The organism is Pseudomonas sp. B21-028, assembly GCF_024749045.1.
In the GTDB taxonomy this organism is placed as follows: Bacteria; Pseudomonadota; Gammaproteobacteria; order Pseudomonadales; family Pseudomonadaceae; genus Aquipseudomonas.
Window position 1 is genome coordinate 77,117 of sequence record NZ_CP087184.1, and the last position, 25,263, is coordinate 102,379.

32 protein-coding genes are annotated in these 25,263 nt (G+C 58.9%); 16 read left to right on the plus strand and 16 right to left on the minus strand.

From position 1 onward, the window contains the following. Positions 1 to 48: 48 nt before the first annotated feature. Complete coding sequence (locus LOY35_RS00345; protein ID WP_055135677.1) at positions 49 to 360, plus strand: tetratricopeptide repeat protein; 312 nt, start codon at positions 49 to 51, stop codon at positions 358 to 360. 17 nt (positions 361 to 377) lie between these two features. Here the strand turns inward: LOY35_RS00345 and LOY35_RS00350 are convergent, their stop codons facing one another. Both LOY35_RS00350 and LOY35_RS00355 read right to left on the minus strand, forming a co-directional pair. Then, positions 378 to 539, minus strand: a complete 162-nt coding sequence (locus tag LOY35_RS00350; protein WP_154673559.1) for a hypothetical protein — start codon at positions 537 to 539, stop codon at positions 378 to 380. Between the two features lie 50 nt (positions 540 to 589). Next, positions 590 to 856 carry a DUF2790 domain-containing protein gene (locus LOY35_RS00355; protein ID WP_258629555.1) on the minus strand — a complete coding sequence of 89 codons (267 nt, stop codon included), beginning with the start codon at positions 854 to 856 and terminating at the stop codon, positions 590 to 592. Positions 857 to 1,142: 286 nt separating this feature from the next. Between LOY35_RS00355 and LOY35_RS00360 the strand changes: the two genes are divergently transcribed. The 10 genes from LOY35_RS00360 (at position 1,143) to LOY35_RS00405 (ending at position 11,375) form a co-directional block, all read left to right on the plus strand. Further along, a complete protein-coding gene (locus LOY35_RS00360) occupies positions 1,143 to 1,883 on the plus strand; it encodes a response regulator (RefSeq protein ID WP_041023914.1) in 741 nt (246 codons plus the stop codon). Beyond that, a complete protein-coding gene (locus tag LOY35_RS00365) occupies positions 1,880 to 3,193 on the plus strand; it encodes an ATP-binding protein (protein ID WP_258629556.1) in 1,314 nt (437 codons plus the stop codon). The genes LOY35_RS00360 and LOY35_RS00365 overlap by 4 nt, the downstream gene beginning before the upstream one ends. Positions 3,194 to 3,395: 202 nt before the next feature. Further along, positions 3,396 to 4,043 carry a ferric reductase-like transmembrane domain-containing protein gene (locus LOY35_RS00370; RefSeq protein WP_258629558.1) on the plus strand — a complete coding sequence of 216 codons (648 nt, stop codon included), beginning with the start codon at positions 3,396 to 3,398 and terminating at the stop codon, positions 4,041 to 4,043. 99 nt (positions 4,044 to 4,142) lie between these two features. Beyond that, a complete protein-coding gene (locus LOY35_RS00375; protein WP_258629559.1) occupies positions 4,143 to 5,000 on the plus strand; it encodes an alpha/beta fold hydrolase in 858 nt (285 codons plus the stop codon). Between the two features lie 68 nt (positions 5,001 to 5,068). Beyond that, positions 5,069 to 5,878, plus strand: a complete 810-nt coding sequence (locus tag LOY35_RS00380) for an alpha/beta fold hydrolase (RefSeq protein WP_408981176.1) — start codon at positions 5,069 to 5,071, stop codon at positions 5,876 to 5,878. A 697-nt stretch (positions 5,879 to 6,575) separates the two neighbouring features. Next, positions 6,576 to 7,940 (plus strand): iron-containing redox enzyme family protein, encoded by a 1,365-nt coding sequence (locus LOY35_RS00385; RefSeq protein WP_258629561.1) that lies wholly within the window; start codon positions 6,576 to 6,578, stop codon positions 7,938 to 7,940. A gap of 4 nt (positions 7,941 to 7,944) precedes the next feature. After that, the gene (locus LOY35_RS00390) at positions 7,945 to 8,286 is read left to right on the plus strand and encodes a Rieske 2Fe-2S domain-containing protein (protein ID WP_258629562.1); all 342 of its coding nucleotides are present in this window, start codon (positions 7,945 to 7,947) and stop codon (positions 8,284 to 8,286) included. Then, on the plus strand, positions 8,283 to 9,455 hold the full coding sequence (locus LOY35_RS00395) for a hypothetical protein (protein WP_258629563.1): 1,173 nt from the start codon (positions 8,283 to 8,285) through the stop codon (positions 9,453 to 9,455). Before LOY35_RS00390 ends, LOY35_RS00395 begins: the two co-directional genes overlap by 4 nt. An 11-nt stretch (positions 9,456 to 9,466) precedes the next feature. After that, a complete protein-coding gene (locus LOY35_RS00400; RefSeq protein ID WP_258629565.1) occupies positions 9,467 to 10,711 on the plus strand; it encodes an ATP-grasp domain-containing protein in 1,245 nt (414 codons plus the stop codon). Further along, entirely contained in the window at positions 10,704 to 11,375 is a 672-nt protein-coding gene (locus LOY35_RS00405; protein ID WP_258629566.1) for a phenylalanine--tRNA ligase beta subunit-related protein, read from the plus strand. Before LOY35_RS00400 ends, LOY35_RS00405 begins: the two co-directional genes overlap by 8 nt. On the opposite strand, the gene LOY35_RS00410 is transcribed toward LOY35_RS00405, so the two are convergent. Continuing rightward, positions 11,341 to 11,784, minus strand: coding sequence for an Lrp/AsnC family transcriptional regulator (locus LOY35_RS00410; RefSeq protein ID WP_258633774.1), 444 nt, complete (start codon positions 11,782 to 11,784; stop codon positions 11,341 to 11,343). The two genes, LOY35_RS00405 and LOY35_RS00410, sit on opposite strands and share 35 nt — an antisense overlap. A gap of 316 nt (positions 11,785 to 12,100) precedes the next feature. Continuing rightward, entirely contained in the window at positions 12,101 to 13,066 is a 966-nt protein-coding gene (locus tag LOY35_RS00415; protein ID WP_258629567.1) for an endonuclease/exonuclease/phosphatase family protein, read from the minus strand. 272 nt (positions 13,067 to 13,338) lie between these two features. Here LOY35_RS00415 and LOY35_RS00420 point away from each other — a divergent pair, with 272 nt between their 5' ends. Together LOY35_RS00420 and LOY35_RS00425 are read left to right on the plus strand one after the other, a co-directional pair. Further along, positions 13,339 to 13,818, plus strand: a complete 480-nt coding sequence (locus tag LOY35_RS00420) for a hypothetical protein (protein WP_258629568.1) — start codon at positions 13,339 to 13,341, stop codon at positions 13,816 to 13,818. A 12-nt stretch (positions 13,819 to 13,830) separates the two neighbouring features. Continuing rightward, positions 13,831 to 14,073: a hypothetical protein gene (locus tag LOY35_RS00425; RefSeq protein ID WP_258629570.1), complete on the plus strand. Its 243-nt coding sequence runs from the start codon at positions 13,831 to 13,833 to the stop codon at positions 14,071 to 14,073. A gap of 63 nt (positions 14,074 to 14,136) precedes the next feature. On the opposite strand, the gene LOY35_RS00430 is transcribed toward LOY35_RS00425, so the two are convergent. From LOY35_RS00430 to LOY35_RS00440, 3 genes are all read right to left on the minus strand, one after another. Then, positions 14,137 to 14,502: a DUF4411 family protein gene (locus LOY35_RS00430; RefSeq protein WP_258629571.1), complete on the minus strand. Its 366-nt coding sequence runs from the start codon at positions 14,500 to 14,502 to the stop codon at positions 14,137 to 14,139. A gap of 100 nt (positions 14,503 to 14,602) precedes the next feature. Then, on the minus strand, positions 14,603 to 15,751 hold the full coding sequence (locus LOY35_RS00435) for an ImmA/IrrE family metallo-endopeptidase (protein WP_258629574.1): 1,149 nt from the start codon (positions 15,749 to 15,751) through the stop codon (positions 14,603 to 14,605). Between the two features lie 322 nt (positions 15,752 to 16,073). Continuing rightward, positions 16,074 to 16,403, minus strand: coding sequence for a hypothetical protein (locus tag LOY35_RS00440; RefSeq protein WP_258629575.1), 330 nt, complete (start codon positions 16,401 to 16,403; stop codon positions 16,074 to 16,076). 147 nt (positions 16,404 to 16,550) lie between these two features. Here LOY35_RS00440 and LOY35_RS00445 point away from each other — a divergent pair, with 147 nt between their 5' ends. Both LOY35_RS00445 and LOY35_RS00450 read left to right on the plus strand, forming a co-directional pair. Beyond that, positions 16,551 to 17,165, plus strand: a complete 615-nt coding sequence (locus LOY35_RS00445) for an alpha/beta fold hydrolase (protein WP_258629577.1) — start codon at positions 16,551 to 16,553, stop codon at positions 17,163 to 17,165. A gap of 125 nt (positions 17,166 to 17,290) precedes the next feature. Continuing rightward, positions 17,291 to 17,875 carry a hypothetical protein gene (locus LOY35_RS00450; protein WP_258629578.1) on the plus strand — a complete coding sequence of 195 codons (585 nt, stop codon included), beginning with the start codon at positions 17,291 to 17,293 and terminating at the stop codon, positions 17,873 to 17,875. 96 nt (positions 17,876 to 17,971) lie between these two features. On the opposite strand, the gene LOY35_RS00455 is transcribed toward LOY35_RS00450, so the two are convergent. From LOY35_RS00455 to LOY35_RS00485, 7 genes are all read right to left on the minus strand, one after another. Continuing rightward, complete coding sequence (locus LOY35_RS00455) at positions 17,972 to 18,178, minus strand: hypothetical protein (RefSeq protein ID WP_258629579.1); 207 nt, start codon at positions 18,176 to 18,178, stop codon at positions 17,972 to 17,974. A 354-nt stretch (positions 18,179 to 18,532) separates the two neighbouring features. Next, complete coding sequence (locus LOY35_RS00460) at positions 18,533 to 18,895, minus strand: DUF6124 family protein (RefSeq protein ID WP_258629580.1); 363 nt, start codon at positions 18,893 to 18,895, stop codon at positions 18,533 to 18,535. A 627-nt stretch (positions 18,896 to 19,522) separates the two neighbouring features. Beyond that, complete coding sequence (locus tag LOY35_RS00465) at positions 19,523 to 20,158, minus strand: SCO family protein (RefSeq protein ID WP_258629581.1); 636 nt, start codon at positions 20,156 to 20,158, stop codon at positions 19,523 to 19,525. Beyond that, positions 20,155 to 21,054: a heme o synthase gene (cyoE, locus tag LOY35_RS00470; protein ID WP_258629583.1), complete on the minus strand. Its 900-nt coding sequence runs from the start codon at positions 21,052 to 21,054 to the stop codon at positions 20,155 to 20,157. The genes LOY35_RS00465 and cyoE overlap by 4 nt, the downstream gene beginning before the upstream one ends. Beyond that, positions 21,042 to 22,121: a heme A synthase gene (locus tag LOY35_RS00475; protein ID WP_258629584.1), complete on the minus strand. Its 1,080-nt coding sequence runs from the start codon at positions 22,119 to 22,121 to the stop codon at positions 21,042 to 21,044. Before LOY35_RS00475 ends, cyoE begins: the two co-directional genes overlap by 13 nt. A 10-nt stretch (positions 22,122 to 22,131) precedes the next feature. Continuing rightward, on the minus strand, positions 22,132 to 22,725 hold the full coding sequence (locus LOY35_RS00480) for a hypothetical protein (RefSeq protein WP_258629585.1): 594 nt from the start codon (positions 22,723 to 22,725) through the stop codon (positions 22,132 to 22,134). Further along, a complete protein-coding gene (locus tag LOY35_RS00485) occupies positions 22,691 to 23,428 on the minus strand; it encodes an SURF1 family protein (RefSeq protein ID WP_258629587.1) in 738 nt (245 codons plus the stop codon). Before LOY35_RS00485 ends, LOY35_RS00480 begins: the two co-directional genes overlap by 35 nt. 70 nt (positions 23,429 to 23,498) lie before the next feature. On the opposite strand from LOY35_RS00485, the gene LOY35_RS00490 reads away from it, so the two are divergent. Then, complete coding sequence (locus tag LOY35_RS00490; RefSeq protein WP_024778455.1) at positions 23,499 to 23,702, plus strand: twin transmembrane helix small protein; 204 nt, start codon at positions 23,499 to 23,501, stop codon at positions 23,700 to 23,702. A gap of 21 nt (positions 23,703 to 23,723) precedes the next feature. On the opposite strand, the gene LOY35_RS00495 is transcribed toward LOY35_RS00490, so the two are convergent. Both LOY35_RS00495 and LOY35_RS00500 read right to left on the minus strand, forming a co-directional pair. Next, positions 23,724 to 24,611, minus strand: coding sequence for a cytochrome c oxidase subunit 3 (locus LOY35_RS00495; protein WP_041020146.1), 888 nt, complete (start codon positions 24,609 to 24,611; stop codon positions 23,724 to 23,726). A 24-nt stretch (positions 24,612 to 24,635) separates the two neighbouring features. Then, positions 24,636 to 25,187, minus strand: coding sequence for a cytochrome c oxidase assembly protein (locus tag LOY35_RS00500; protein ID WP_047704029.1), 552 nt, complete (start codon positions 25,185 to 25,187; stop codon positions 24,636 to 24,638). Positions 25,188 to 25,263 lie beyond the last annotated feature (76 nt).

The window sequence follows — 25,263 nt, forward strand, 5'->3', positions numbered from 1 at the left end:
TGACATTCAACAAATCAGCCACTGGAACAGCCAAAAAGGACAGGTCCCATGCTCGAATCCCTGGAAAAAATGCTCGCCAAGGGTGTGGACAACCCCCTGCTGCGCTTCGGCCTGGGCAAGGGCTATCTCGATCTCAACGAATTCCCCCGCGCCGCCGAACACCTGCAACGCTGCGTCGAGCTCGACCCCAAATATTCGGCCGCCTGGAAACTGTTGGGCAAGGCCCACCAGGGCCAGGGCGACCTACCGGCCGCGCGTCGTGCCTGGGAACAAGGCCTGGAAGCCGCCCGTGCCCATGGCGACAAACAGGCCGAAAAGGAAATGACGGTGTTTCTCAAGAAACTGGACCGCCATTCCTGATACATCCCACAACGCCTTCAAAGGCCAACCGCCCGCGGCGAGGGCGTTTTCTTCAGCGGTGTGAGCTGGTAGCAGAGGCCGCTGTTGCCCCGGTTGTGCTCACCGGCGGCATTGGCGTGGGCAGCCATGCCGCCCAATGCGAGGGCAAAAGCGGTCAGGTAGGTCTTGAGTTTCTTCATATTGACTCCTGTTTGCACGATGATTGCGGCTGTAATGAGTGCCGTGAAGCTCAGCTCCCTTCGTTGTTGCAGGTGTCTGCCTGCTTGAGGTACATCAGGGACCGCTGCTCACCCATCGAATCGAGGTAGTTGATCTGCGCATTCACCAAGCCGCAGGTCTGGCCGCCGTCCTCGGTCAGCGAGACCACTCGCTTGATGTCCAGATGGGTGCCGTAGGTGTAGGTTTCGCTGGCGGCTTTGTCCTGGGCCAGGGCGGGTAATGCGGCGGCGCTCAGGACAGTGATCAGGCAAGCGGTAGCGATGGTTTTCAGTTTCATGGTCGTTTTCCTTCAATGAGTTCGATGGTTTCATCGAGGCGATTCATGTTGTCTCGATGGGGCTCATTAAAGGCCGGTGAGGTATCTCGGCTGTGTCGAGAAATACCTCGGTTGGATGCGTTACGTATCTGAGGTGGGTTGCGATACAGAGCGATACAATCGCTGCTGTTCTGGCTCGGCTCTGGCTTGATCCCGGGCTGTAAAAGCAGAGCTGCGCTGCCTTGCCAACCGGCAACCGGGCATCGCCACACTGCGCACTCGATGCGCGTATTTCGGAGAGCAGGGCATGGAACATGTCGATCACGTATTGATCGTGGATGATGATCGCGAGATCAGGGAGCTGGTCGGCAATTACCTGAAGAAGAACGGTCTGCGCACCACCGTAGTCGCGGATGGTCGGCAGATGCGGGCCTTTCTCGAAACCAACCAGGTGGACCTGATCGTGCTCGACATCATGATGCCGGGGGATGACGGGCTGCTGCTGTGCCGCGAACTGCGCGCCGGCAAGCATAAGGCGACCCCCGTGCTGATGCTGACGGCTCGCAGCGACGAGACCGACCGCATCATCGGCCTGGAAATGGGCGCCGACGACTACCTGGCCAAGCCCTTCGCCGCCCGGGAGCTGCTCGCGCGTATCAACGCCGTGCTGCGGCGCACCCGCATGCTGCCGCCCAACTTCGTCGTCACCGAAAGCGGCCGCCTGCTCAAGTTCGGCCGGTGGCGCCTCGACACCACCGCTCGCCATCTGCTCGATGAAGACGACACCCTCGTCTCGCTGAGCGGCGCCGAGTACAGGCTGCTGCGGGTATTCCTCGACCATCCCCAGCGGGTGCTGAGCCGCGACCAGTTGCTCAACCTGACCCAGGGCCGTGACGCGGACATCTTCGACCGTTCCATCGACCTGCTGGTCAGCCGCGTGCGCCAGCGTTTGCTGGATGACGCACGGGAACCGCTCTACTTGAAGACGGTGCGCAATGAAGGCTACGTCTTTACCTTCGCCGTCGAGATGCTTGAGGAGCAGGCATGAAGCTCGCGTTGCAATGGCCGCGCACGCTGGCCTCGCGGTTGTGGCTGGTGTTTCTGGTCGGTCTGATACTCGCTCAGTCCCTGACGTTCGCAGCCCAGTACTACGAACGCTACCAAAGCACCAAGACCGCCATGTTGGGCAACTTCGAACACGACACGGCGACCTCCATCGCCATCCTTGACCGTTTGCCCGCCGACGAGCGCCTGGCATGGACCAAGCGTCTGCAGCGGCGCAACTATGACTACCTGCTGCGCGAACATGATCCTGGCATTCCACTGGCCTCGAACGATCTCGCGGCAACAGCGGCGCAATCACTTCAGGTCTCGCTTGGCAGCAACTATGACCTGACCTTCGTCCAGATCCCGGGGCCGCAGCAGCATTTCCAGGCCCAGGTGCGACTGGCTGACGGCAGCCCGGTCACCATCGACGTGCGCCCCTCGGTCAGGCCGTTGTCGCCCTGGTTGCCCTTTGTGCTGTTCGGTCAGCTGGTGTTGCTGATCGGCTGCACCTGGCTGGCCGTACGGATCGCGATACGCCCGCTCAGCCGCCTGGCCGAGGCCGTGGAGAACCTCGACCCGAACGCACACCCGGTGCAGCTGGATGAAAGCGGCCCACGGGAAGTGGCGTACGCCGCCCGGGCCTTCAACAGCATGCAGGCGCGGATCGCCGCTTACCTGAAGGAGCGCATGCAGTTACTGGCAGCCATTTCCCATGACTTGCAGACGCCCATCACGCGCATGAAGCTGCGCGCCGAGTTCATGGACGACTCGCTGGAGAAAGACAAACTGGGCAACGACCTGAACGAAATCGAGCACTTGGTGCGCGAAGGTGTTGCCTATGCGCGCAGCGTCCATGGTGCGACCGAGGCCAGTTGCCGCATCAGCCTGGACTCCTTTCTCGATAGCCTGGTGTGCGACTACCAGGACACCGGCCGGGAGGTCAGCCTGCGCGGCAATAACGGCGCGGTCATTGAGACACGGCCCCATGCGCTGCGTCGGATCCTGGTGAATCTGGTGGATAACGCGCTGAAGTACGCCGGGACCGCCGAAGTGGAGATCAGCGGCGACGCGAGCACGGGCGTTTCGATCAGTGTGCTCGACCGAGGCCCGGGCATTCCCGAGGAGGTCCTGGCCGAGGTGGTCAAGCCGTTCTATCGGGTGGAAAGCTCACGCAACCGCAGCACCGGCGGCACCGGCCTGGGCCTGGCCATCGCCCAGCAGTTGACTGTCGCTATTGGTGGGTCACTGAGCGTGCGCAACCGCGACGGCGGCGGTCTTTGCGTGACCCTCGACTTCGGCCTCAATCGGTAGACCATGCTTGCACGTCCCGCTGTCGGCCGGATGCGTGGACGTGCATTTGTAAGCCATTGTATCTAGCGCATTCGCGTACTCAAAAGAACGTATAACCGCCGGTTGTCGAACATAGGCGGTATACATCCCCTTGCAAGAATTCTCCCCATCGAATCGCCATCGGCCTCCCTGAATGGCGAACCTCACGACAGGAGATCTTGCCATGAATAACCCATCCTACCGCCCCCAGGGCTGGCAGCTGTTCGGCCTGGTCGCAGCCCTGGTGGTGGCGATGAGCATCACGGCAATCGCTGTCCAACCCGACCTGGTCGAGGGACTGCGCAGCGCCATCCGTGCCACCGCCCGTTCCTCCTTCGCATTGTTCCTGATCGCATTCACCGCATCGGCCTTCGCCGTACTGGTGCCTTCGCCGCTTTCCAAGGCACTGGTTCGCGAACGGCGCTTCATCGGCCTCGCCTTTGCCTTCTCGCACTTGGTGCACGCCGTGTTGATCTACGCCTACGGGCAGCTCAACACCGAGTTCTGGCCAAGCCGCACCGTGGCAAACAACATTCCAGGCGGGACCGCCTACACCTTCATCCTGCTGATGGCGCTGACCTCATTCAAAGCACCTGCCCGGCTGCTGGGGCCCAAGGCGTGGAAGGCGTTGCACGTTACCGGTATGTGGGTCATCGCCGCCGTATTCGCCCTCTCCAACTTCAAACGCATCCCGATGAGCGACTGGTACGTGCTGCCCTTCGGCATCACCTGCGCCGCCGTGGCGATCCGACTGGTCGGCAAGCTGGCCATCGCCAACAAACGCAGCCAAGCCAGGCAGGCCTCGATACGCCGGGCAGCAGTGGCCTCCTGATTTCGTAGCAAGCGAAGTGGCCTTCTCAGACGCGACATATTTCTTCAATACATTTCTCAGAAGCAGTCATCCCGACTGCCTAAAACAAGGAAGCAAAAAATGAGCACCAGCACCCCTACCCAGAACGGCAGCTATATCACCACCCAGGACGGCGTACAGCTCTACTACAAGGACTGGGGCCCGAAGGATGGACAAGTCGTCACCTTCAGCCATGGCTGGCCGCTGAATTCGGATAGCTGGGAATCACAGATGCTGTTCCTGGCTGACCAAGGCTACCGGGTGATCGCCCACGACCGCCGCGGTCATGGCCGCTCCAGCCAGCCGTGGGAAGGCAACGACATGGATCACTACGCCGATGACCTGGCCGCTGTGATCAACGCCCTGGATCTCAACGACATCACCCTGGTGGGCTTCTCCACCGGTGGCGGCGAAATCACCCGCTACATCGGCCGCCACGGTACCGCTCGGGTGAAGAAGGCCGCATTGATCAGCGCCGTGCCGCCGATGATGCTCAAGACTGAAGATTACCCAGGCGGCCTGCCGATCGAGGTGTTCGACGGCCTGCGCCAGGCCTCGCTGGACAACCGCTCGCAGCTGTATCGCGACATCGCCTCGGGCCCGTTCTTCGGTTTCAACCGCGACGGAGCAAAAGTCTCCCAAGGGTTGGTTGATTCGTTCTGGGTGCAGGGCATGCAAGCGGGCCACAAAAACACCTACGACTGCATCGCGGCGTTCTCGGCAACGGATTTCCGCGCCGACCTGGCCAAGTTCGACGTGCCGACGCTGATCGTGCACGGCGACGACGACCAGATCGTCCCGATTGAAGCCTCCGCCCATGCCGCCGCCGAGCTGGTGCGCAACGCCGAGCTGATCGTCTACCCGGGGGCGCCCCACGGCCTGACCGACACCCACAAGGACCGTCTGAATCAGGACCTGTTGGCCTTCCTGGGCCAGTAAACCCATCGCCCCGCTCATGTGCCGCCCAGGGCCGCACATGAGCATCGCCTACCCATAAATGAAAAGGAATGATCATGCTCAATATCAAATCGCTCTTGGCCGCCACCATCACCGCAGCAATGGCGCTGACCTCTCTTCAGAGCACAGCCGCCGCACAACCCGACGCCGCCAAGCCCACCGTCGTGCTGGTGCATGGTGCCTTCGCCGAATCGTCCAGCTGGAATGGTGTTGCCACCCGGCTGCTGAACCAGGGCTACCCGGTGGTGGCAGCGGCCAACCCGCTGCGCGGCGTGAAGCAGGACGCCGACTATGTCGCCGACATCGTCGAACACACCGCCGGCCCGGTGATCCTCGTGGGCCACTCCTACGGCGGAGCGGTGATCACCAACGCCGTGCATGACAACCCGCGGGTCAAGGCCTTGGTCTACGTCGCAGCCTTCGCCCCGGACAAAGGCGAAACCGCCATCGAACTGTCCGGTCGCTACCCTGGCGGCACACTCGGGCCGACCTTGGCCGCACCGGTGCCGCTGGACGACGGCAATAAGGACCTCTACATCCAGCAGGACAAATTCGGCCAACAGTTCGCCGCCGACGTTCCAGCCGCCGAGTCCGCACTGATGGCCGCCACCCAACGGCCCATCAGCGAGGCGGCCTTGAAGGAAGCCTCCGGCGACCCGGCCTGGAAAAAACTGCCGTCCTGGTTCATCTACGGTTCGGCGGACAAGAACATCCCCGAAGCTGCCCTGAAGTTCATGGCCGACCGTGCAGGCTCGAAAAAGACCGTCACCGTCCCAGGCGCCTCCCACGTGGTGATGACGTCCAATCCGGAGAAAGTTGCAGACCTGATCGTTGAAGCGGCGCAGGCCAGTTCCAAATGATGATCGCGTACTGACTAAAAAGGCCCGGCGCAGGACGCTGATGCCAGTCAGTTAAGGATCAAACGGCACAAACCCTGTGGGAGCAAAGCTTGCTCGCGATAGCGACAGATCAGTCAACATTGTTACTGACTGACTTACCGCAATCGCGAGCAAGCTTTGCTCCCACAGGTTTGTGGCTTAACTGATCGGCTTTAGGCGCAGGACGCTGGGTTTGTTATTGCGGAGTGGCCCAAAAAAACTGCTCAGTTAAAGACCAAATCACAATCCCCTGTGGAGTGCCACGCGAATCGCCTCGATCAATGGGCTCTGGCACTTTCTGTTCAAACCGAAGCGGGTTTGATTACCCATTTACTGGCGTTGGTATTTGGATCGCTCGGGAAACTTATGCCCGACTTGATCGAGATAGAACTTCTGGATATTCCTCATCCTTTTCATGCAGAGTTATTTCCTGAACTATCCTTTTTATTTGATCTGCACGTGAGTTCGCAGTGCCCGCCAAACTATCCGAGCACCCAGCTCCACGCAATGGCGCTCGGGCGTGGATAAGTCTACCTGCTGCCAGCGGTCGCCGTCGTAGTGAAATTCACTAAGGCTTACGCCGTTTTAACTAATGAAACTCTGAATTTGCCTATTTAACTCGCTGGCTATGTGTAGACAATAGCCGTAGTTTCAGCCAGCTAAATAAGGATGTATGGAAATGCTCGCGATACACATGGATGATGCCCTGCTGGAAAATGCACTCGATGTCGTGCGGAAACATCCCCTGTTAGGCCAGCCCGCTTCGTTCTTCATGAACGACCCCTACCACCGCCCGACTCGGCCACAAGACCTGAAACTGGATCAGTTGAAGAAGCGCTTGCCCAAAGGGCAGCTCAGCCAGCCCAGTTATCTTGCAGCCCAACGTTTGCTGATGAACCGCTACGAGCAGGACATGGTGTTTCTGCCGATTGAAAAGCCATTGAATTTCGAGCATTTCAACGGCTTCTACAACGCCGAATTGCGTAAGGCATTGGAACTGCTTCGTCCGCTGCTGGAGCAGCATGTCTTCGGCTGGCTGGACGATGAGATTTCATTATCAGGCAGCTGGGATCTCGAGAGCTTTCTGGCGTACACGAGCGGGGTACTGGAGAAGGTGCGCGATGCGCCCTCCGGCTTGCTCAGCAGCATCCAGAGCGCTTGCGATCCTAAGGAAGCGGCTCGCTATTACCTGATCCAGTGCGCCGGAGACTTCTTGAGCGAAGCCTCCGCCATGGGCCGCAATGTATTAGGAAACTTCGGGCCATTCACCAGCGAACTGTTCAAGATCTATCTGGATGAGTACGGCTACGGCGTGCACGAGAAGAAGCACAGTACGATATTCGAACGCCTGATGACGGCCTGTGACCTCGATCCGAGCCTTCACACGTATTGGCAGTTCTATACGGCGTCCTCGATCTCCCTGATCAATTACTTCCATTATGTATCCCACGATCACACCAAATTCTTCCGTTACCTCGGGGCCATGTATTACACCGAGGCAAGCCTTGCGTTCGTGACCCGGTCTCAGGCTCAGGCCATTAAAGCGGGCTTTGGTGACGACATCGATACCCTCTATTTCGATGAGCACAACCACATCGACGTTCACCACGGCCGCATGGCCCTGGAGAAACTGGTCATCCCGATGATCAAACAATACGGGGTGCAGATCATTCCTGAAATCCTGCGTGGTTTCGAAGAGTTCCGTTTGTTGCAAGACGTCGCGGATGAAGATCTGTTTCGAAATATCGAATGGCAAGACAACTTGCCCAAGTATGTTGCCTTGGCCCGCGAGCAGTTTTCTGGCATGTCGGAGGCGCATGTCGATGCCACGTTCGAGGAATCGCAAAACGAAATTTCGGTTCCGCACTCGCATCCAGTGGCGGAGCTGTTTTCGGTCCAGACGGGGTTGATCGAACTGGTGGCTTCGCCGGCGAAATCCATCTTGCTCAAGGCCGGCGAAAGCATCGTCATTCCCAAGGGGATGTTGCATGGCACCAAAGTGCTGTCCGCCACCAGTCGTTACGCTGTGACCGGTCTGGAGTGAGCCAATGAAGACCTTGAGCGTTAATAAGGACGTATTCAACCGCATACGCGCGGGCAAAATTGAATACTTCGCCACAGATGTGAACGGCAAGTATGCGTTGATTCCCAGCCAATGCCCACATCGGGGCGGGCCGCTCCATCTGGGTAGCGCTTCGAAGTGCCGGGCCAAATTGGTTTGCCCATGGCATGACAATGCGTATCACGTGTCACGCCTCGATACCAAGGGGCTGCCGCTGGTCAGAACCGGGACCACTATCCACCTGGTGGTGCCTAACGAAGACACGGTTCTCTGGAAAGAATACCTGCCGGGCATCATTGCGGCACAACGTGAGGATATGTGTTCATGAATCGCCATGTAATTAGCTTCTATGCCGTGGTGTCGGTATCTGCCTTGACCGACATGGCGCTGTTGATTGGTCTGATCTGGGCGGCGCTTCGGGGCACTTCCTCGCCGTTGCTGCTGGGTGTGCTGCTTGGCCTGAGTGCCTTTGTCCCGTTCACCTTGCGCAGGGTGTTTCCCGCGCTGGACAGCACGCGCCTCACGGTACGCGGCGTGGTGCTAGTGCGCACCGCTGTCTATGCAGTGCTGGCGCTGATCGCGGCAAGTGGCCTGCTGGAAACCTTGAATGGCTTTATCTTGACGGCGCTGCTGGTGGGCATTCTCAACTACATCACTACCAGCGCGTATGAAGCGGCCAATACCAAGCAGGTGCTGGCTGGCTTGATCGATAGCGGGCGCTCCGCACGCTGGATGCAGACCGCATTTCAGCTAGGGGCTTTTTCAGGCTCGTTCCTGGGCGGATTGATCCTGGACAAGGCCTCGCTGCCGACCCTGGTCTACGGGATGGGCGCTTTGTCGCTTATCGTCATTGCCTTCGTCTCCGTGGCCGGGGTCAATGCGGGGCAACCGTCGGCTTCGGCCAACCGTCAGAACGGTGCTGCCCCGGCGGCAGTATCGGCGGGTAGTGGCGTGGTCCTGCTGTGCCTGGTGCTGGGCATGATCGGTTTCCATATCGGCTCATTCAATACCATGGTTCCGCTTGTGTATCAGGGATTGAACGGCTGGAGTTCCGCCGAGTTCGGCCTGGCCAGCGGCGTAGCCGGGTTGGGCGCCTTCGCTGCGGCGATCCTGCCCTTGCCAAGGCTCAACACGCTGCTGTTCGCGGGGCTGCTGGTTGCGGCAGATTATGTACTCGCGTTCAGCCCGCTGCCGTTGCTGTCCATTGGTGTATGCGTGCTGGTGGGATTCAGCATCAACACCCTGCGCATATCCATACGCCAACACTTGATCGAGCTGGCAACCACACCTGAACAGGCCAATAGCCTGGCCGCGACCAGTTCTTTTTATTTCATCGTATTCCAGTCGGCGGCCCCACTGTGCGTGGGCTTCCTGGTCAGTGACTACGCGTTTGGCCGCACGGCCGCGCCTTATGTGTTCGTAGGCGTTGGTGTGTTGTTGATGCTGACGGTCGTCATGACCAGGCTGAATACTCCACGTGCTGTCATGGTGCGCTAAGAGAAAATTTTATGAAGCATGAAAAAGACGTGATTCTGATAGTTGACCCCTTCTCGACTGGGGCCCTCTACGCACCGCTGTTCAAGGCCAAAGGCTACCGCTGCCATGCCGTCCTTTCAGCGCCCACGGTTCCCGAGCGTTTCATCAAGTCGTTCACGGGCGAAGGTTTCGAGCAGGCCGAACTGATCGCCGCGACGGAGATCGTTGCGTTGATCGACCCTCTACAAGTTTGTGCGGTCGTGGCGGGCAGTGAGCTCGGCGTTCGGGTGACTGATCAACTGGCGCAGTATTTCGGCGTTTCCGGCAATACCCCGGAAACGTCGGCATGGCGGCGAGACAAAGATGCCATGCAGCACGCAATTGCCAATGCCGGCTTACGGCATATCCCCAGCGTCGAGGTCAGCTCGCCGGAGGATGCACAAGCCGCATTGAGACAGTTTCCTGAGCAGGGCGAGTTCGTGCTCAAACCGGTCAATTCGTTTATGACTGATGGCGTGGAACTGGTTCAAGGACGGAGGGGCCTCGAACAGGCACTGGCGAGGCTGGACTGGCTTGGTAGCAACGCTTTGGGGGAGCCCAAGGGGCGCTACCTGATTCAGGAGTTCGTATCAGGTCCTGAGTATGTAGTCGATATGGTGGTGTCAGCCCAAGGTATCCACGTGTCGAGCCTGTGCCGCTACCGTAAGGCCGAGCACAACGGTTCACGTTTCGTGTACGAAGGCCTTGAGGTCCTGGACCCCACCGACGCTGGGTCCAGCGCGTTGGTGGCCTACGCCAGGGCCTGTGCCTCGGCCTTGGATGTACGCTTCGGGCCACTGCACATGGAGTTGATCGACAGCCCCGCAGGGCCGGTCATGATCGAGGCCGGTGCACGGCTGCACGGTGGCGTGGCGCCCAGCCTTTTCAAACAGTGCTACGAACCGGACTTGCTGTCGATGGCGATTTCCACGTATATCCATGAGCCGGTTGCATACCCAGCCAGCAGCCGCCTGCGGCAACCGGGCCGGATCGTATTCCTGATCACCCAGCGAGAGGGCGCCCGCCTTGAAGTCGGCGAGCAAACGCTGCAACAGCTGCACGCCGTTGGGGCTTTCCAGGGTTTCAAACGTTTCATGGACGCGGACCAGCGGTTGCCACTGACCCGAGACCTGGCCACCTGCCCTGGCATCGTCTGGCTGGCCGCAAGTGACCAGGCCGAGCTCGACCAGGCCGAAGCTCGCGTACGACTGATTCTGGAGTCGTGCTTCCATGATTGAATCGGCATTGAATATCCAACAGGCCCGAGCGGTGTACCTTGAGGGCATAGAGGTCACGCCGAGCCGGGTACATGAACAAGCCTTGGCGGCGCGTATCGATCAACTGCGCGCCGAGTTCGCCAGCTTTATCGCTACGCCGGCCGTGCAAGGCTATCAGGAGCAGCTGCAAGCATTGGGCTTCATGGACACCCGACCGGCCAACCTCAAATTGATGGAGCGCTGCCTGGAAAAGGGCGTGCTGTGCATCAATAACGTGGTCGACGCCTACAACCTGGCCGCGCTCACGTTTGGCGCCAGTCTCGGTGGCCATGGCTTGAGCGAGAAGCCCGCTTGCCTGGAGGTCCGCTTGGCTCGGCCGGGCGACCGTATCATACCGCTGTTTCAAAGCCGCTCGCGGCCCGTGGCGGCAGGCAGCATCGTGTACGGCACCGGGGATGACCTGATGGCCTGTATCGGTGGAAAGGACGTGGATGCCGAGCCGTTCCGCATCAGCGAAGAGACGAAGGCGGTGTTGCTGGTATCGCTTGGGCATCACCAGGTCGATGCATCCTTCAGCGACGACCTGTTGAGTCTTGCGATACAGCTTATTAGAGCCACTTGCCCACAGATACGCGTTTGGGAGGTGCCGGTTACTGCTCCTGCCAATGCCGCAATACCGGCATAATGGTCACGCTTTTCACCAGCCCGGTAGCCAGAGCGCTTTCCTTGAACTCAATCACGTTGCTGATGTGGGTATGGTCGTAGCGCACGAGCAAATCAACGTCGCCGAACAGTGAGAAAGCTTCGATCACGCCAGGCTTGTCTTTGATGTAGTCCCACACCTGAGCGCACAAGTTTGGCCGGGTGTGGGTGAACTGCATGAACGCGGTGTGGCAAGGTGCTTCATTCGTTGTCGCGGCGAGGCGCGTGGTATATCCAAGGATGGGGCCCTGTGCCTCCATCCGGGCGACCCGCGCTTCAACGGCAGTTCGGGACTTGTGCACTCGGCGAGCAATGTCCGAAATACTGGTACGTGCGTCCGAAGTGAGGATTTCGAGGATCTTTAAGTCGGTGCTGTCGAGGTCTGGCATCATGCTCACTTATGTTTCCGTGTGGTTTCGTTCTTCATAAGAGTCCCCACCGTCAGTTCCGGAACCATGTCCCCTCCCAACGGTGCAAATATCCCTATTTCCAAGCCCGGCTGGTTATAAAGCCTGTATCAAGCTGCATAGCTGATGGGTGGTCAGCGAAATATCTTGTGTCACCTTGGACAACGCAATGGCTTTATAGCTGGCCGCGTACAGGATTAAAAGTACTGGATCGGGCATCATCATGCGGGTAAGCAAAGGCCTCCTCGCCGAGCAGCCCCAATCACCCCTCCACCTCACCCCCTCACCGACTCCGCATTGCTTAAAACTTCATCCTGAAAACAATCGGACAATGATCAGAGCCCTTCATCGGTACAGGAAGCTCCGATAACGACCCGGCCACATAGTGCTTTCTCAACTCGCTGGTCATTAACGCATGATCAATCAACCATTTAGAGCCTCCGCCCCGGCATTCGGGCAGGGCCTCATAACCTTCGGTTGGACGAAACAACCTGGCGGCGGCCGGCTCGCCATCTGAAAGCCCGGCGAAAAGACTCACGTCAGGTGCCGTTTCGTGTTCAACCGCAGCGTCAAATCGACGATTGAAATCGCCAATAATCATTGCGGAAGCGCCGGACTGGACTGCCTTATCGAGCCAGGCTTCCAGAGCTGGTGCTTGCCTCCTAAGAACGTCGCAGGTGACGACTCCGTTAGCTTTATCGCGCTCGGTCGCATACCCGCTGTTCAATGCTTGGTCAAAACAGCCACTTTTGAGGTGTACGGATAAAAACTTGAGGGTCATGCCCTTGATCGTCACAGGCAACTCCGCACCATGGCGAGCATGACTCTTGAAGGCCTCTCCAAGCGGGCGAACATCGCTGAGCCTCCCGACCTCAAGCCTGCTGGATTTGCGGACAACAAATCCCGTGCGCTGTATCCAGGGGCTTTGCATGTTCACATAGAAATCGTACTGATCCTTCGGCCAGATCTGCTGCAGCGCCTCAGTGCTCTCGACTTCCTGCACGGCAATCACATCAGCATTCAGCTTTGCCGCTACGTTCTTCAGGTCCGCTATCTGCGCCGGCGATTTGCATTCCCACCGGTAGGGGTGTGTTTCTTCCAGTCGCTCACGATCGGCGACCTTTATTTGGGTGCACTCCTCGAACTCGCGCTGGCTGAGCGGAGTCGACCGCTGCCACTCCAGGTTCCATGTTGCGAAGGTGAGGGTTTCAGCCAGGGCAGGGTGTGAGAGGCAGGTAAGCAATAAGGCTAAATACAGTGGTTTCATGGGGGAGCATTCCGAGCGCGGTGGCAGTGGGAGTCCAGGGGACGGCACTGCTTTTAGCCGCTCTTTGAGCGTAGCAGTGCCGCTCTGTCGGCGCAGAGTGTTGACTGCTTGGCTGAAGGGCATTCATCGTCGGCTTCAGTCAGATCATCGATCAATATCCAACGCACAAGACCTGTCACTGGCACATCCGTGTTCCCAATAACGTGAAATGATTTGAATCCAATGCGCTCGTTGTAGAGAATCGCCACCTTTACCTCGAAAGGATACGAGCGATGAAGTTCGAAGGGACTTTCCAATACATGGGCAATCACGGGATCGTCTTCAATGTCTCGCAGATCACCCTCACCGACAGCGAACGCGGACGCCTGCGCGAACTGCATTTTGGCGAGGCGAAAAGCGCCCACTATGAGGTCAACAGCAAGGTCGTCGAGGTGTACGACAAGATGCAGGCCAAGAACCTACCTTGTGTGATGATGATCGGGATCTCCAAGCCGTTGACCCGGCAACAGGGCGATGTTCTCAATGCCCAACGCACCACGATCGCCAACCTTGCTGCCAGTGCCTTTGCTGCCGCCACCAAGGTCGTGGCCCCCTCTTACATGGTTGTACCCGTAGGAGCCGGTGTGCGCACGTATGTCAATGGAATCCTACCCACCTACCATGCGGGCGACGTACTGGTCAGCATCGAGGCACAGGTCAACGGCGGTATCGGCCCGCAACGCACCCTCTCGACGTTAATCATCAAGACCTGACTGGAGACCTATATGTCCGTAATTACTCAGGTGGTCATTGCCTTGGTGGTGTCCTTTCTGCTCGATCGGTTTCTCAAGCCGTATCTGCTGCGCAAGTGGCTGGGAGTGGCGTTGGTGGCGACGGGTGGGGTTGGTTCCGTTGTGGCAGGCCAGAGCCGCTTGTTGGGGTTTGATCTGGGGTTGTGGGCGGTTTTTGCCGTGGCGATTGGGATGGGATTGTTCATGAAGCGGCGGCGGTTTGAAGAGGATTGCTGAAGGAAAGAAGATGGATATCAGTAAAAATCATAATAAAGCGCCCATTCCCAATCACTGAAGTCATCACCCGAAAACCGCTTGTGATCGCTTGATGTAGTCGAGGAAGTTGATCCAAGGGGTTTGCACGCTTTCCATGTTGCAAACAGCAGGAATCTTCCAATTGCGCTTTTGCTTGTTCGCAGAAGGCTGAAACGCCTCATCCGTGACTAACTCGCAGCCATGTAGCTTCGCGGTGGCAATGATGTATAAATCGTTTTCATCGACCCCAGCACCGTATTTGTCCTCTTCGATCTCGAGCAATCCTTTGATACGAAAGGCTTCCAACAGGATCGCCTCGATCACGGGCATCTTTTGCAGACCTGCATCCTTCAGCCAAGTCACGCACTCCGGTGCTTTGTGCCCAACCTCTTCGGCGGCAACCTCGGACATCCGAATCACCCCTCACATCACTCGATCCGCCATCCATGCCCAAAGACCCGGAAACTGCGCGATAGGGTAGTTATCCCATGCGTAAAGCATGGATGAGGCATCAAACACCTGCATAGAAGCGTTCCAGCTTGTGCAGGTCCGAGATCTTAAGGTTGTCTAGATAGCTGCTTGCCTTGGCGAGAGTAATACGACGAGCGTTCATGGCCTCCAGCACTGTGCGCACGTAACCATCGCCAAAAATGTGCCGGGGTTCGCGATTGCGGTGCTCTCGGCTGCCACCCTCTTTTTCAGGCATTACTCGTTGCGTGCTCCACCGCCGGTATGCGGCATAGGCTTCGCTTGGCAAACGTCCGGCATCCATCAGACGCCGTAGAATCATCTCGCCGCTCACACCCCACGCCCTGCGTTGTGGTTCCAGCCAGCCATCAAACTCGGCCGCCTCAACAGGGCGCTCATTATCATGAATGCTCAACAGAAACCGATCTGGGACCAATAGATGGCCGGCGAAGGCGTTCGCTTCTTGCTCTTCATCCTCCGTCGAATACAAATCCTCTTCATCGTCAATCGAGCTTGCACGATGGATAAGTAGGTGCCCCAACTCATGCATCAACGTGAAGCTTTGGCGGGTATCTGCATCTTGCTTTTTGACGACGATTACCGGGCATTCAGAATCGTAGAGCGAAAAACCGAGAATCGGGTTTTCTTTGGCAATCTGCCATTTACCGTTGTAGCCATTGCTGCGGAAGACCAACAGGCCGCGCGCTTCGATGGCCTTACGATAACTGTCAAAATTGTTGCGGCTCGCCAGGCCTAGCCACTCACGCACACGGCTGGCCGCATCGGGGATGCTCAGGCCTGCCAGGTCGGGCGGCGAGAAACGCACGACCTCCGTCGGATCAAGCTCCTCACGTAGTGCAAGGTACACAGTGCGATGGTGCTCCACTCGCTCAACCAGCAACTTCAGGCGGTGCGAAAGCTCCGGTTTCTGATTGCTCAAGGTGCGGAACTGCGGCGAGTGCACCTTTGCCTCATTGACCGGCCCTGGCTCCATGAAAAATAAGGTGCCTCGCCCGAAAAAGGCCGCCAGCTTACGCAACTGGTTGAAGGTCAGTCCCGTCTCGCCGGCCATCACTTTTTCAAAGCTGGCAGGTGCTATATCGATCTCACGGGCGAGCTCGTCCCGCGTCATACCGTGATCGGTACAACACCAGTCTATCCGCGCGAGATTGATTGATTGGATACGTTCCATGATTTGAGTATATAGACGGTGTGTACCGGTGAACATGAGCCACCAAAGCTAGCTGCCGAAAGCTTGATGCGGTCGGGCCTATGACTTTCCCGGGGAGCTAGCATGCCGGAGTGTCATCGATACCGGCTCGGCCAGTGGTGAGGGAACGATAGAGCTCAAGGGCAGGGCTGAAAAGCCGGCGGATTCTGGTGCGGTTGTAGGCAAAGGCGCAAGGGTATGTGGCTTGGAGGTGCGGTGGTCAGATCCTGGCTTGGCCCACAGAAGGTGGGGAAGCAGGAGCAAGCATGCGAATGCTATTAAAAGGCCGTCTCTGCTTTCTAGCTCAGCTGCCATTTCCCGCTAGGCAGGCAAGCTTACGTGCTCTGTGACGATAAGATTGAGGCAGCCCCCGATTCTCGGCGCAATGAGCCAAGAGTTGGCTCAGTTCCAAATCCAGGGGAAAGCCCTCTTCCAACCATCGGAGCGCCAGTCCTGCCCAGTGCTCCGAATGTGAAGCCAGTGCTGTGACCACCAATGGTTGCAACGCTATCTCGCTAGGTAGCGTGTATTTTTTCCTCAAGGTCCTTACCGCGTCAGGCAAATCGAGCGCCGCCACGTCGAAAGGCTTTTCAAGCAGTGGCAATAACCAGACGTAGCTAAATTCGCCGCTCATCTTTTCTCTCGACTGCAATGTCTGTTCTTATCGGCAGTGAAACAAATCATACGGCCTAGCTGTTCGGATGTCCGCTATGGGGCTGCGAGTGGTTCCCCTGCTGATGGATCACCGACTCTTTCAATCTCACCTTCAAGGACCGAATCCGTGCCCGCATCCCCCACCAAACTCCTATTCCTCCCCGGTGCCTCTGGTAACACCCAGTTTTGGCATCCGGTTGCCGAGCGCCTGACCCATCCGGCGCAGCAGGTTCATATCGGCTGGCCCGGCTTTGGAAACACGCCTCCCGCACCTGGCACAACCGGTATGGAAGATCTGGCGACTCGCGTCCTGGCCGAGATCGACCGACCCACAGCGCTGGTTGCGCAATCCATGGGCGGTATCGTCGCTGTGCTTGCAGCGCTTGAACGCCCCGAGCTGGTCACTCACCTGATACTGACCGTCACCTCTGGCGGGGTGGATATGTCTGATCTGGACGCACAGAACTGGCGCCCGGACTTTGCTGCCACCAACCCGACGCTGCCGAGGTGGTTTCTCGACGACCGCACCGACCTCACGCTGCGGTTGGCTGAGTTGCGTATGCCAGTGTTGCTCCTCTGGGGCGATGCGGATCCGATCAGCCCCGTTCGTGTCGGCCAGCGCCTAGCCAAGCTTTTGCCCCGTGCGGAGCTACACGTTTTCCCTGGTGCTGATCACAGCTTGGGTGTCACGCATGCAGATGGGGTGGCGAGGTTGGTCGAGAGGCACCTGGCCTGTGGGTGAGCGGATATTCGTTGTTGCTATTACAAGCACCCCCCGAAGCGAATAGACTCCACTGCAAAACAAGCCAAAAGAAGGCAGCAACCTGCCAACAGAGTAAAAATACTTCCCAGTTTCCAAGGAGCGGTATGGGCATTTTGGATCGATTGTTTGGTGGACGCTTTACCATGCCTCCACCCGAGGAGACCGACCTCAGCGCATCGGCGATCATGAAAGAACTGCGATCTGACCCTTCGGATCCAGAAGAGGAAGCAGCACTCCGATCTTTCACCCAAGCGCTGGTAGCCATGATCCCGGAGAAAGAAAGCGCCAGACTGGTCAGGCGCGTCATGCGTCGATACGCGATGGGAGACGATGCCGGCAGCGCCCTCACGGAGGGACTTCTGGATGATTCCAAAGGGCAAAAACTTCAACAACTCGCGCTGATGAGCGTGGACTGGAAGGGCTTCGATTCCTTTGAGCACCTGGCTCCCTATCTGGTTAGCGCAAGTGGATTGAAAGAACCCTACGTGTACACACCCAACGGCACCTCAACAATGCCAGAGGTACTCACGGAGTTCGATCAATGGCTGGCTCTGTCCGGCAAGCGTTATCTTCACTTGGACTCCGGGAGTGATAATTACGATGGTTTTATTGTTGCGGCTGAAAGGGTGGAGGAAGTCATAGCGCTGGCTCAACAGGCTGGTATTAAGGTTAGTCTTGAAAATTTTTGATAGTTGCACAGAGAGAAGAGGGCGCGGATTTATTCCTGAAATAAATCTGCCCCCCCTCTTCTCTCTGTCTTTGTTTTGAGCTTAATCAGCACGCGGCTACTTATTTTCAAGCTGAATAATAATATAAGAGCCGACACCTGATTCGTTGTACATGTACGTTCTTTCTTTGACCCTATATACTTTGTTCTCCCAATTTCCTTGGAAACCATCACCAGGGCTTGGAAGCATCCAAGGAATGAAGGCGGCATCGTCAATAATTTCGTCATACGGATCTTTAATTATCACTCTCATATCGGTGGCCATTTTGAGCCCCTCGTGAGTTTGGTTGTGAGTATCCTTTAAGTACAACTCTCCATCCATGAAAAGGCGAGCATGACAAGAACTCCCTATGTCATGAATCTTATTCAAGGTTAAATACAAGCTTATGTCTACCTGTCAGAGATGACAGTGCCGATGAGCGGTCGGGACTGTTCAAAACCTTCCTTCGTCACCGGCTGACGGTAATAAACAGCAGTGCTAAAGGGGAACGTCGATAACTTAATGTCATACGAAGGTGGTTGATGTGATGGACTCTTTATATGCAAGAAGTTAGGTACGAACAAGGCACTGCCGTACGGTGGCGAAGGAGCTTGTCCCTTCGCCACAGGGGCGTTGCGGTTAGCGTGGGTCGACGTTATCCAACACCCGATTCGCCAGCAACGAACTCAACTCAATCAACTGCTGAATCCCCAGCGCCACATGACGCCGTGAGCCGTCCAGTTCGAATGCGAGGTCACTAACCATGGCATCAGCCGAAGCCAGAGTTTCCGTGAGGTTGGCAAGCAAGCATTCATCATCAAGGTCTTTCACAACCGTAAATATCTGCCCTGGTTTGGGTTCCTCTTCCGCCTTCGTCGGTTTCGGTTTCAGATAAAAATCCAGCGCACGCGTGGCAGCTTCGTCGAGCTTCTTGGCGTTGATGCCGTCGACGTAGGGGGAAGTGGAATCTGCTTCTGGCGGATTCGGGGTTATTTTGAACATCGTTGCGTTACCTCTGATTAGTAGGCCGCAACCATCTCGCTACTAAACGAATGGAGGCAGCTGTGCGCAAGTTAGTAGACCGGCAGAGGCAACGGAAACCGGCGCGCCCGAGGGCGCCATGCGCACAGCCACCATCGAGTGCAGGCGATGCCTGACTGATGAGACTCATGCAACCGTTGCTATTACCGGGCTACTAAACCCGACCACTGATGGGCAGTGGCAAGGAAACAATAGAACCCCGGAACAAGGCGCACAAGCGGGCGGATTCTGGCGTAGTTGTAGGCAAAGGCGCAAGGATGCGTGGCTTGGCGGAGGGGGGTAGGTGGGGGCTGTAGGCGCGGGGTTTACCGGCGATGCGGGAGACTTGTTTGGGTCTGGAACCGCGTCGATTTCATCGCGAGCAGGCTCGCTCCCACAGGGATTGGGGGTTGTTGCAGGTACTGTGTGTTCACCACCACCTGGTGTGGGAGCGGTGGTAGGAGGTCCTTCGCCCTGAACCCAGCCACTGCGTTGTGTCATGTAGATCGCATTTAGTCTTTTGGGGGGCTGCGCGCAGCCCAGCGGGGATAAATCCCCTCGCCACAAGGAATCGGCATGGCTTAGCTGAGCGGCGTGCCCCTGGAGGGGCTATTTGCGTTTCAGCATCTCCGGCAACTGCGCCACCAGCTTCTGATTATTCAACGGCGCGCGGATGAACCCACGTTGGTGGCCGTCCGGGCCGATGACGGCGAGGTTGCCGCTGTGGTCGACGGTGTAGTTGGGTTTGCTGGTGTCCGCCGGGATGAACGGGATGCTCACGGCGTTGGCGAGTTTTTGCAGGTCTTCGATGGATGCGGCGGTGAGGCCTATGAACTGTGGGTCGAAGTAGCCCAGGTATTGCTTGAGTTGCTTGGGTGTGTCGCGGTTCGGGTCGACGCTGACCAGTACGATCTGCAACTTATCCACAGCCTCTTTCGGCAACTCGCTTTTGATCTGGCGCAGTTGGGCGAGGGTGGTCGGGCAGATGTCAGGGCAGAAGGTGTAGCCGAAGAACAGCAGGCTCCATTTGCCTTTCAAGCCGTCCACGGCCACGGGCTGGCCGTCCTGGTCGGTCATTTTCACGTCCGGCAGGGTGCGGGCCTGGGGCCGCAGGATGATGCCGGCGTCGATCAGTGCCGTCGGGTCGCCTTCACCTTTGCCGGACAGCACTTTGTTGACGGTAAGGCCGAGGATCAACGCGATCACGGCCACGAGGGCGAAGACGGTTTTCTGGGTTCGGGTCATAGGCTCAACAGTAAGTAATGATCTACAAGCAGGGCGATGAACAGCAGGAACAAGTAGTAGATAGAGTACTTGAACGTGTTGATCGCCGCGTGCGGCCGACTGCCACGGTACAACACCACGGCCCATTGCAGGAACCGCGCGCCCAGCACGAGGGCACACACCAGGTAGAGCAGCCCGCTCATCTGGATCACGAACGGCATCAGGCTCACCGCCAGCAGCACCAGGGTGTAGAGCAGGATGTGGATTTTGGTGTAGTGCTCACCATGGGTCACCGGCAGCATCGGGATGTCGGCCTTGGCGTATTCCTCCTTGCGATGGATCGCCAGGGCCCAGAAGTGCGGCGGGGTCCAAGCGAAGATGATCAGCACCAGCAACAGCGGTTCGGCGCTGACGTGGCCGGTGGCGGCGACCCAACCCAGCAGCGGCGGCGCGGCGCCGGCCAGGCCGCCGATGACGATGTTCTGCGGCGTCGCACGCTTGAGGAAACCGGTGTAGACCACCGCATAACCCAGCAAGGAGGCCAAGGTCAGCCAGGCCGTCAGCGGGTTGGTGAAGGCCAGCAGCAGCGCCTGGCCGATTACCGCCAGAGCCAGGGCGAAGGTCAGGGCGGCGGCCGGTGAGACCCGGCCTTCGGCCAAGGGCCGTTTGTGGGTGCGGGCCATCACGGCGTCGATGCGCCGGTCCACCACGTGGTTGACCGCCGCCGCGCCACCGGCACACAGGGCGATCCCCAGGTTGCCGAATATCAGCACTGTCCACGGCACGCCGGCGCGGGTGGCGAGGAACATGCCGACCAGCGAGGTGATCAGCATCAGCACCACCACTTTCGGCTTGGTCAGCTCCAGATAGTCGCGCCAGATCGCCTGGCTGTGGCGTGCACCGGTCAGGGTTGCCATGGCATCTCTCCTTTTATTGTGATGGGGCTGGCGCCGTGTTTATGCGGGTTGAACCGCCAGCGCAGCGGGACTTGATGCTTGACCCGGACCAGGCTGGTACGGGCGTGATAATTGACCAGCACCAGGGTCAGCAGCAGCGCCGCGCCCCCGGCGTTGTGGGCGACGGCCACCGGCAGCGGCAAATGGAACACCACGTTGCTGATGCCCAGGGTGATCTGCGCCGCCAATGCAGCCAGCACCAGGCCGGCCAAGCGGGTCATGCCCACCGTTTTCAATTGCCAGGCCAGGCCCAGCAGCACCACCGTCACCAGCAACGCGCCGATCCGGTGGGTCAGGTGAATGGCGGTGCGGGCGTCGCTGTCGAGTTGGCCGCCCAAGTAGTTCGGGCCGATGTGTTGAGTCAGGTGGAAGCCATTGGCGAAGTCCGCCGCTGGCAGCCATTGGCCGTGACAGGTGGGGAAGTCGATACAGGCCACCGCAGCGTAATTGGAACTGACCCAGCCACCGAGAGCGATCTGTCCGATCACCAACAGCAGCCCGGCCGTGGCCCAGTGTTGCAGGCGCTTGGGCACGGTCAGCGCCGGCAGCACCCCGGACAATCGCAAGGTGAGCAGGAACAGCAGGCTTAATGTGGCGAACCCGCCCAGCAAATGCCCGGTGACCACTTGCGGCCAGAGCTTGAGCGTCACCGTCCACATGCCGAACGCTGCCTGGGCGAAGACCACGGCCAACAGGAACAGCGGCAACTTCAGCGGCAGGCCGGGATGACGGCGGTTCATCCAGGCCCGGGCTGCCAGTACCACAATCATCAAGCCCAGGGTCCCGGCGAAGTAGCGATGGACCATCTCGTTCCAGCCCTTGTGGGCTTCCACCGGGGTATCGGGAAAGTGCAGTTCGGCATGGGCCAATTGGGCTTCGCTCTTGGGCACGCTGATGAATCCGTAGCAACCGGGCCAGTCCGGGCAGCCGAGGCCGGCGTGGGTCAGGCGGGTGTAGGCGCCCAGCAATACGACGATCAGTGCCAGCAGGGTGGCAAACAGCGCAAGGCGAAATCCTGGTTTGGCCATGTCGATGCCCTCATCCGATGTTCGACAGTTTCAGCAGGTGCCGCAGGTCGTTGAGCAGGTCCTTGCCCTTGACCCGCGCGTCGTAGCGCAGCACCAGGTTGCTGTGGGGATCAATGATCCACAGCTGGGCGCCGTCGGTGTTCTGGACATCTTTCTGATAGACCGGCAGGTCCAGCGGGTAGCGTTGCAGTTGTGGGTATTCGCGCTGCAGTTGAGCGTCGTACTCGGCGTCCAGCGGTTGGGCGATGGCCAGGGCATGGCTGGCGCGGGAAGCGTCGCGACCGAGGCCGATCTGCACCTGCCGGGCCAGGTACACCAGTTGCCGGCAGTCCACCGAGCATTCCTTCGGTGCCGTGACGAGAATCTGCCAGCGTTGCTCGTCGGCCTGTACGCCGATCTCGGCGCGGGTCTGGCCGGTGCCGATCAGTTCGCCGTGGTAGCTGCGGCTGTCCGGCACCCAGAACTGGAATTTGTACATGCCGGTGGCGAGGATCATCGGGCCGATTACGCCGAGCACGATCAGCAGCAGTTGCAGGCGTCCCTTGCGACGGTCGCGCGCGGAGGGTGCCTCAGACGTGTTGGTTGGATTCATGGCGGTTCCCATGGTGTCTCCCTGCGTTATGCCATCCGAGATAAAGGAAAAGGCCGAACAGTGCCGCCGCCATGGCGAACCACTGAACGGCATAACCGAGGTGTTTTTCCGGCCCCATGCTCACCACCGGCCAATCGGTGCGGTAGGCGCCAGGGCCGCTTTGTTGACGCAATTCGTAGGCGAAACCGTTGCGATCCAGCTCGGCCCAGAGCTTGGCCGGCTCGATGGCGGTGACCAGTCGAGGCCACGGTGCGCTGGTGGGGTCGGCGCGGAGCTGGAACGTGGTGCCCGGTGCAACGTAGACCCAGGCCTGCAGGCTCAGGGGCTGTTCGGGGGTGTCGAAGACCGGCGGGGTGCGGCGGTCCGGCCACGGCAGCCAGCCGCGATTGACCAGCAACCACAGCCCGGTCCGATGATCGAGAAAGGGTTGCAGCAACTCGACGCCGACCTTGCCGTCGTGCTGGCGGTTATCCAGCAGGATGCTGTGCTCGGCGTCGAACTGACCATTTAGCAGCACCGGTCGGAAGGCCGGATCCGCCGTCTGTTGCAGCTCGGCGCTGTCCATCGGCGGCGCCACGCGACGCTCGGCGTAGTTCGCCATGAGCACGCGTTTCTGTTCGCCCCGGCTCAATTGCCAGAGGCCCAGGCACACCATGACCGGTACCAGAATGGCCACCACCAGCGACGGCACGAGGCCCGGCCGGAAGCCTTTCATGGTGCCGTCCGAAAGTCGTCGAACGGGAAAGCTATACTCACGTGCATCGCGTCCCCCCGGAGTGTCCCTGATGCTAAAAGCAGCCATCGTCCTGATGCTGATCGCCACGGTTGTCAGCCTGTTCAGCGGCCTGTTTTTTCTGGTCAAGGACGAAAGCGATTCCAATCGCCTGATGATCGCCCTGGCGATTCGGGTCAGCCTGGCCGCTGTCACCGTCGGCTTGATTGCCTGGGGTTTTTTCAGCGGCCAGTTGGTGTCCCACGCGCCTTGGTAAAGAACGCCCTGATAAAGAGCGCTAGAGCACGTAGACGAAGATGAACAACCCGATCCACACCACATCGACGAAGTGCCAGTACCAGCTCGCCGCCTCGAAGCCGAACTGATGCTCGTTGTCGAAGTGCCCACGCATGATCCGCATCAGCATGACGAACAAAATGATCGTGCCGATGGTGACGTGCGCGCCGTGGAAACCGGTAAGCATGAAGAACGTCGCGCCGTAGACACCGGAGCCCAGGGTCAGGCCCAGTTCCTTGTAGGCGTGCATGTATTCTTCGGCCTGAAAGCCCAGGAACGCGCAACCCAGTAGCACGGTGATCGCCAGCCAGAGCTTCAGCGCGCCACGGTGGCCTTTTTTCAAGGCATGGTGGGCGATGGTCACCGTGACGCTGGAGCTGACCAGCAACACGGTGTTGAGCAGCGGCAGGCCCCAGGGGCTGATGACTTCCTTGGGCGCAGGGAACAGTTTCGGGTCGGGATTGTTCAGCAGGGGCCAGGTGAACTGGAAGTTCGGCCAGAGCATATGGGCCACGCCTTTGGTGCCTTCGCCGCCCAGGGCCGGTCCCGACACGTGGCGTACGTAGAACAGCGCACCGAAGAAGGCGATGAAGAACATTACCTCGGAAAAGATGAACCAGCTCATGCCCCAGCGAAACGAGCGGTCGAGCTGCGGGCTGTACAGCCCGGCGCGGCTTTCCTTGACCACCGCGCCGAACCAGCCGAACAGCATGTAGGCCACCAGCAGGCCGCCGACAAAGAAGATCAGCGGACCGTGGGATTCCGGTCGAGCGGCCTTCAGGTCGTTGAACCAGGTCGCCAGGCCATACACCGTGACGAACATCCCCACCGTGGCGATGATCGGCCATTTGCTCTGGGCCGGAACGTAATAGTGTTCGTGAGTTGCCATTTATTGTTCTCCTTATCGGGCACGCTATCGTTCAGTGTTTTGAGCCACCGGTGGATGACGAGCGGTGATATCGAACAGCGTGTAGGACAGCGTCAGGTGCTTCACATCCTTGGGCATGTCCCGGTCGACGATGAAGCGCATGGGCATTTCGATCCGTTCACCGGGTTGCAGCACTTGCTGGGTAAAACAAAAACACTCGGTCTTGTGGAAATACGCCGCCGCGGTGCTCGGCGCGATGCTCGGAACGGCCTGGGCGCTCATCGGCCGGTCGGTGGGGTTATGGGCCACGAAGACCATCTCGTTCACCGCTCCCGGTTGCACCACCAATTGATCGCCCTTGGGGTAGAAGTCCCAAGGCATGTCCACCGCATTGGTCGACAGGAACTGCACGCGAACCTGCCGCGACGCATCGGCCACCTGCTCGCCCTCGTACTGCCCCGCGGTCTTGCCATTGATGCCGAACGCCTTGCACATCACGTCGTAGATCGGCACCAGGGCAAAGCCGAAGACGAACATCGCCACCACCACGATCATCAGGCGGGTGACCAGTTTCTTCATCGAGATGGAATCAGCCATGGTTCCCAACCTCCCCACCAACCCCTGTGGGAGCGAGCCTGCTCGCGATAGCGGTGCATCTGGCACACCGAGTCGC

Coding starts and splice junctions, on each gene's coding strand:
- LOY35_RS00410 (WP_258633774.1), bottom strand. CDS start 11,784: ATGATGCCAGACCTCGACAGCACCGACTTAAAGATCCTCGAAATCCTC.
- LOY35_RS00450 (WP_258629578.1), top strand. CDS start 17,291: ATGGGCATTTTGGATCGATTGTTTGGTGGACGCTTTACCATGCCTCCA.
- LOY35_RS00420 (WP_258629568.1), top strand. CDS start 13,339: ATGAAGTTCGAAGGGACTTTCCAATACATGGGCAATCACGGGATCGTC.
- LOY35_RS00440 (WP_258629575.1), bottom strand. CDS start 16,403: ATGAGCGGCGAATTTAGCTACGTCTGGTTATTGCCACTGCTTGAAAAG.
- LOY35_RS00405 (WP_258629566.1), top strand. CDS start 10,704: ATGATTGAATCGGCATTGAATATCCAACAGGCCCGAGCGGTGTACCTT.
- LOY35_RS00365 (WP_258629556.1), top strand. CDS start 1,880: ATGAAGCTCGCGTTGCAATGGCCGCGCACGCTGGCCTCGCGGTTGTGG.
- LOY35_RS00425 (WP_258629570.1), top strand. CDS start 13,831: ATGTCCGTAATTACTCAGGTGGTCATTGCCTTGGTGGTGTCCTTTCTG.
- LOY35_RS00370 (WP_258629558.1), top strand. CDS start 3,396: ATGAATAACCCATCCTACCGCCCCCAGGGCTGGCAGCTGTTCGGCCTG.
- LOY35_RS00490 (WP_024778455.1), top strand. CDS start 23,499: ATGCTAAAAGCAGCCATCGTCCTGATGCTGATCGCCACGGTTGTCAGC.
- LOY35_RS00460 (WP_258629580.1), bottom strand. CDS start 18,895: ATGTTCAAAATAACCCCGAATCCGCCAGAAGCAGATTCCACTTCCCCC.
- LOY35_RS00395 (WP_258629563.1), top strand. CDS start 8,283: ATGAATCGCCATGTAATTAGCTTCTATGCCGTGGTGTCGGTATCTGCC.
- LOY35_RS00480 (WP_258629585.1), bottom strand. CDS start 22,725: ATGGGAACCGCCATGAATCCAACCAACACGTCTGAGGCACCCTCCGCG.
- LOY35_RS00390 (WP_258629562.1), top strand. CDS start 7,945: ATGAAGACCTTGAGCGTTAATAAGGACGTATTCAACCGCATACGCGCG.
- LOY35_RS00380 (WP_408981176.1), top strand. CDS start 5,069: ATGATCATGCTCAATATCAAATCGCTCTTGGCCGCCACCATCACCGCA.
- LOY35_RS00385 (WP_258629561.1), top strand. CDS start 6,576: ATGCTCGCGATACACATGGATGATGCCCTGCTGGAAAATGCACTCGAT.
- LOY35_RS00435 (WP_258629574.1), bottom strand. CDS start 15,751: ATGGAACGTATCCAATCAATCAATCTCGCGCGGATAGACTGGTGTTGT.
- LOY35_RS00355 (WP_258629555.1), bottom strand. CDS start 856: ATGAAACTGAAAACCATCGCTACCGCTTGCCTGATCACTGTCCTGAGC.
- LOY35_RS00465 (WP_258629581.1), bottom strand. CDS start 20,158: ATGACCCGAACCCAGAAAACCGTCTTCGCCCTCGTGGCCGTGATCGCG.
- LOY35_RS00495 (WP_041020146.1), bottom strand. CDS start 24,611: ATGGCAACTCACGAACACTATTACGTTCCGGCCCAGAGCAAATGGCCG.
- LOY35_RS00345 (WP_055135677.1), top strand. CDS start 49: ATGCTCGAATCCCTGGAAAAAATGCTCGCCAAGGGTGTGGACAACCCC.
- LOY35_RS00350 (WP_154673559.1), bottom strand. CDS start 539: ATGAAGAAACTCAAGACCTACCTGACCGCTTTTGCCCTCGCATTGGGC.
- cyoE (WP_258629583.1), bottom strand. CDS start 21,054: ATGGCAACCCTGACCGGTGCACGCCACAGCCAGGCGATCTGGCGCGAC.
- LOY35_RS00500 (WP_047704029.1), bottom strand. CDS start 25,187: ATGGCTGATTCCATCTCGATGAAGAAACTGGTCACCCGCCTGATGATC.
- LOY35_RS00360 (WP_041023914.1), top strand. CDS start 1,143: ATGGAACATGTCGATCACGTATTGATCGTGGATGATGATCGCGAGATC.
- LOY35_RS00430 (WP_258629571.1), bottom strand. CDS start 14,502: ATGTCCGAGGTTGCCGCCGAAGAGGTTGGGCACAAAGCACCGGAGTGC.
- LOY35_RS00375 (WP_258629559.1), top strand. CDS start 4,143: ATGAGCACCAGCACCCCTACCCAGAACGGCAGCTATATCACCACCCAG.
- LOY35_RS00485 (WP_258629587.1), bottom strand. CDS start 23,428: ATGAAAGGCTTCCGGCCGGGCCTCGTGCCGTCGCTGGTGGTGGCCATT.
- LOY35_RS00415 (WP_258629567.1), bottom strand. CDS start 13,066: ATGAAACCACTGTATTTAGCCTTATTGCTTACCTGCCTCTCACACCCT.
- LOY35_RS00455 (WP_258629579.1), bottom strand. CDS start 18,178: ATGGCCACCGATATGAGAGTGATAATTAAAGATCCGTATGACGAAATT.
- LOY35_RS00400 (WP_258629565.1), top strand. CDS start 9,467: ATGAAGCATGAAAAAGACGTGATTCTGATAGTTGACCCCTTCTCGACT.
- LOY35_RS00475 (WP_258629584.1), bottom strand. CDS start 22,121: ATGGCCAAACCAGGATTTCGCCTTGCGCTGTTTGCCACCCTGCTGGCA.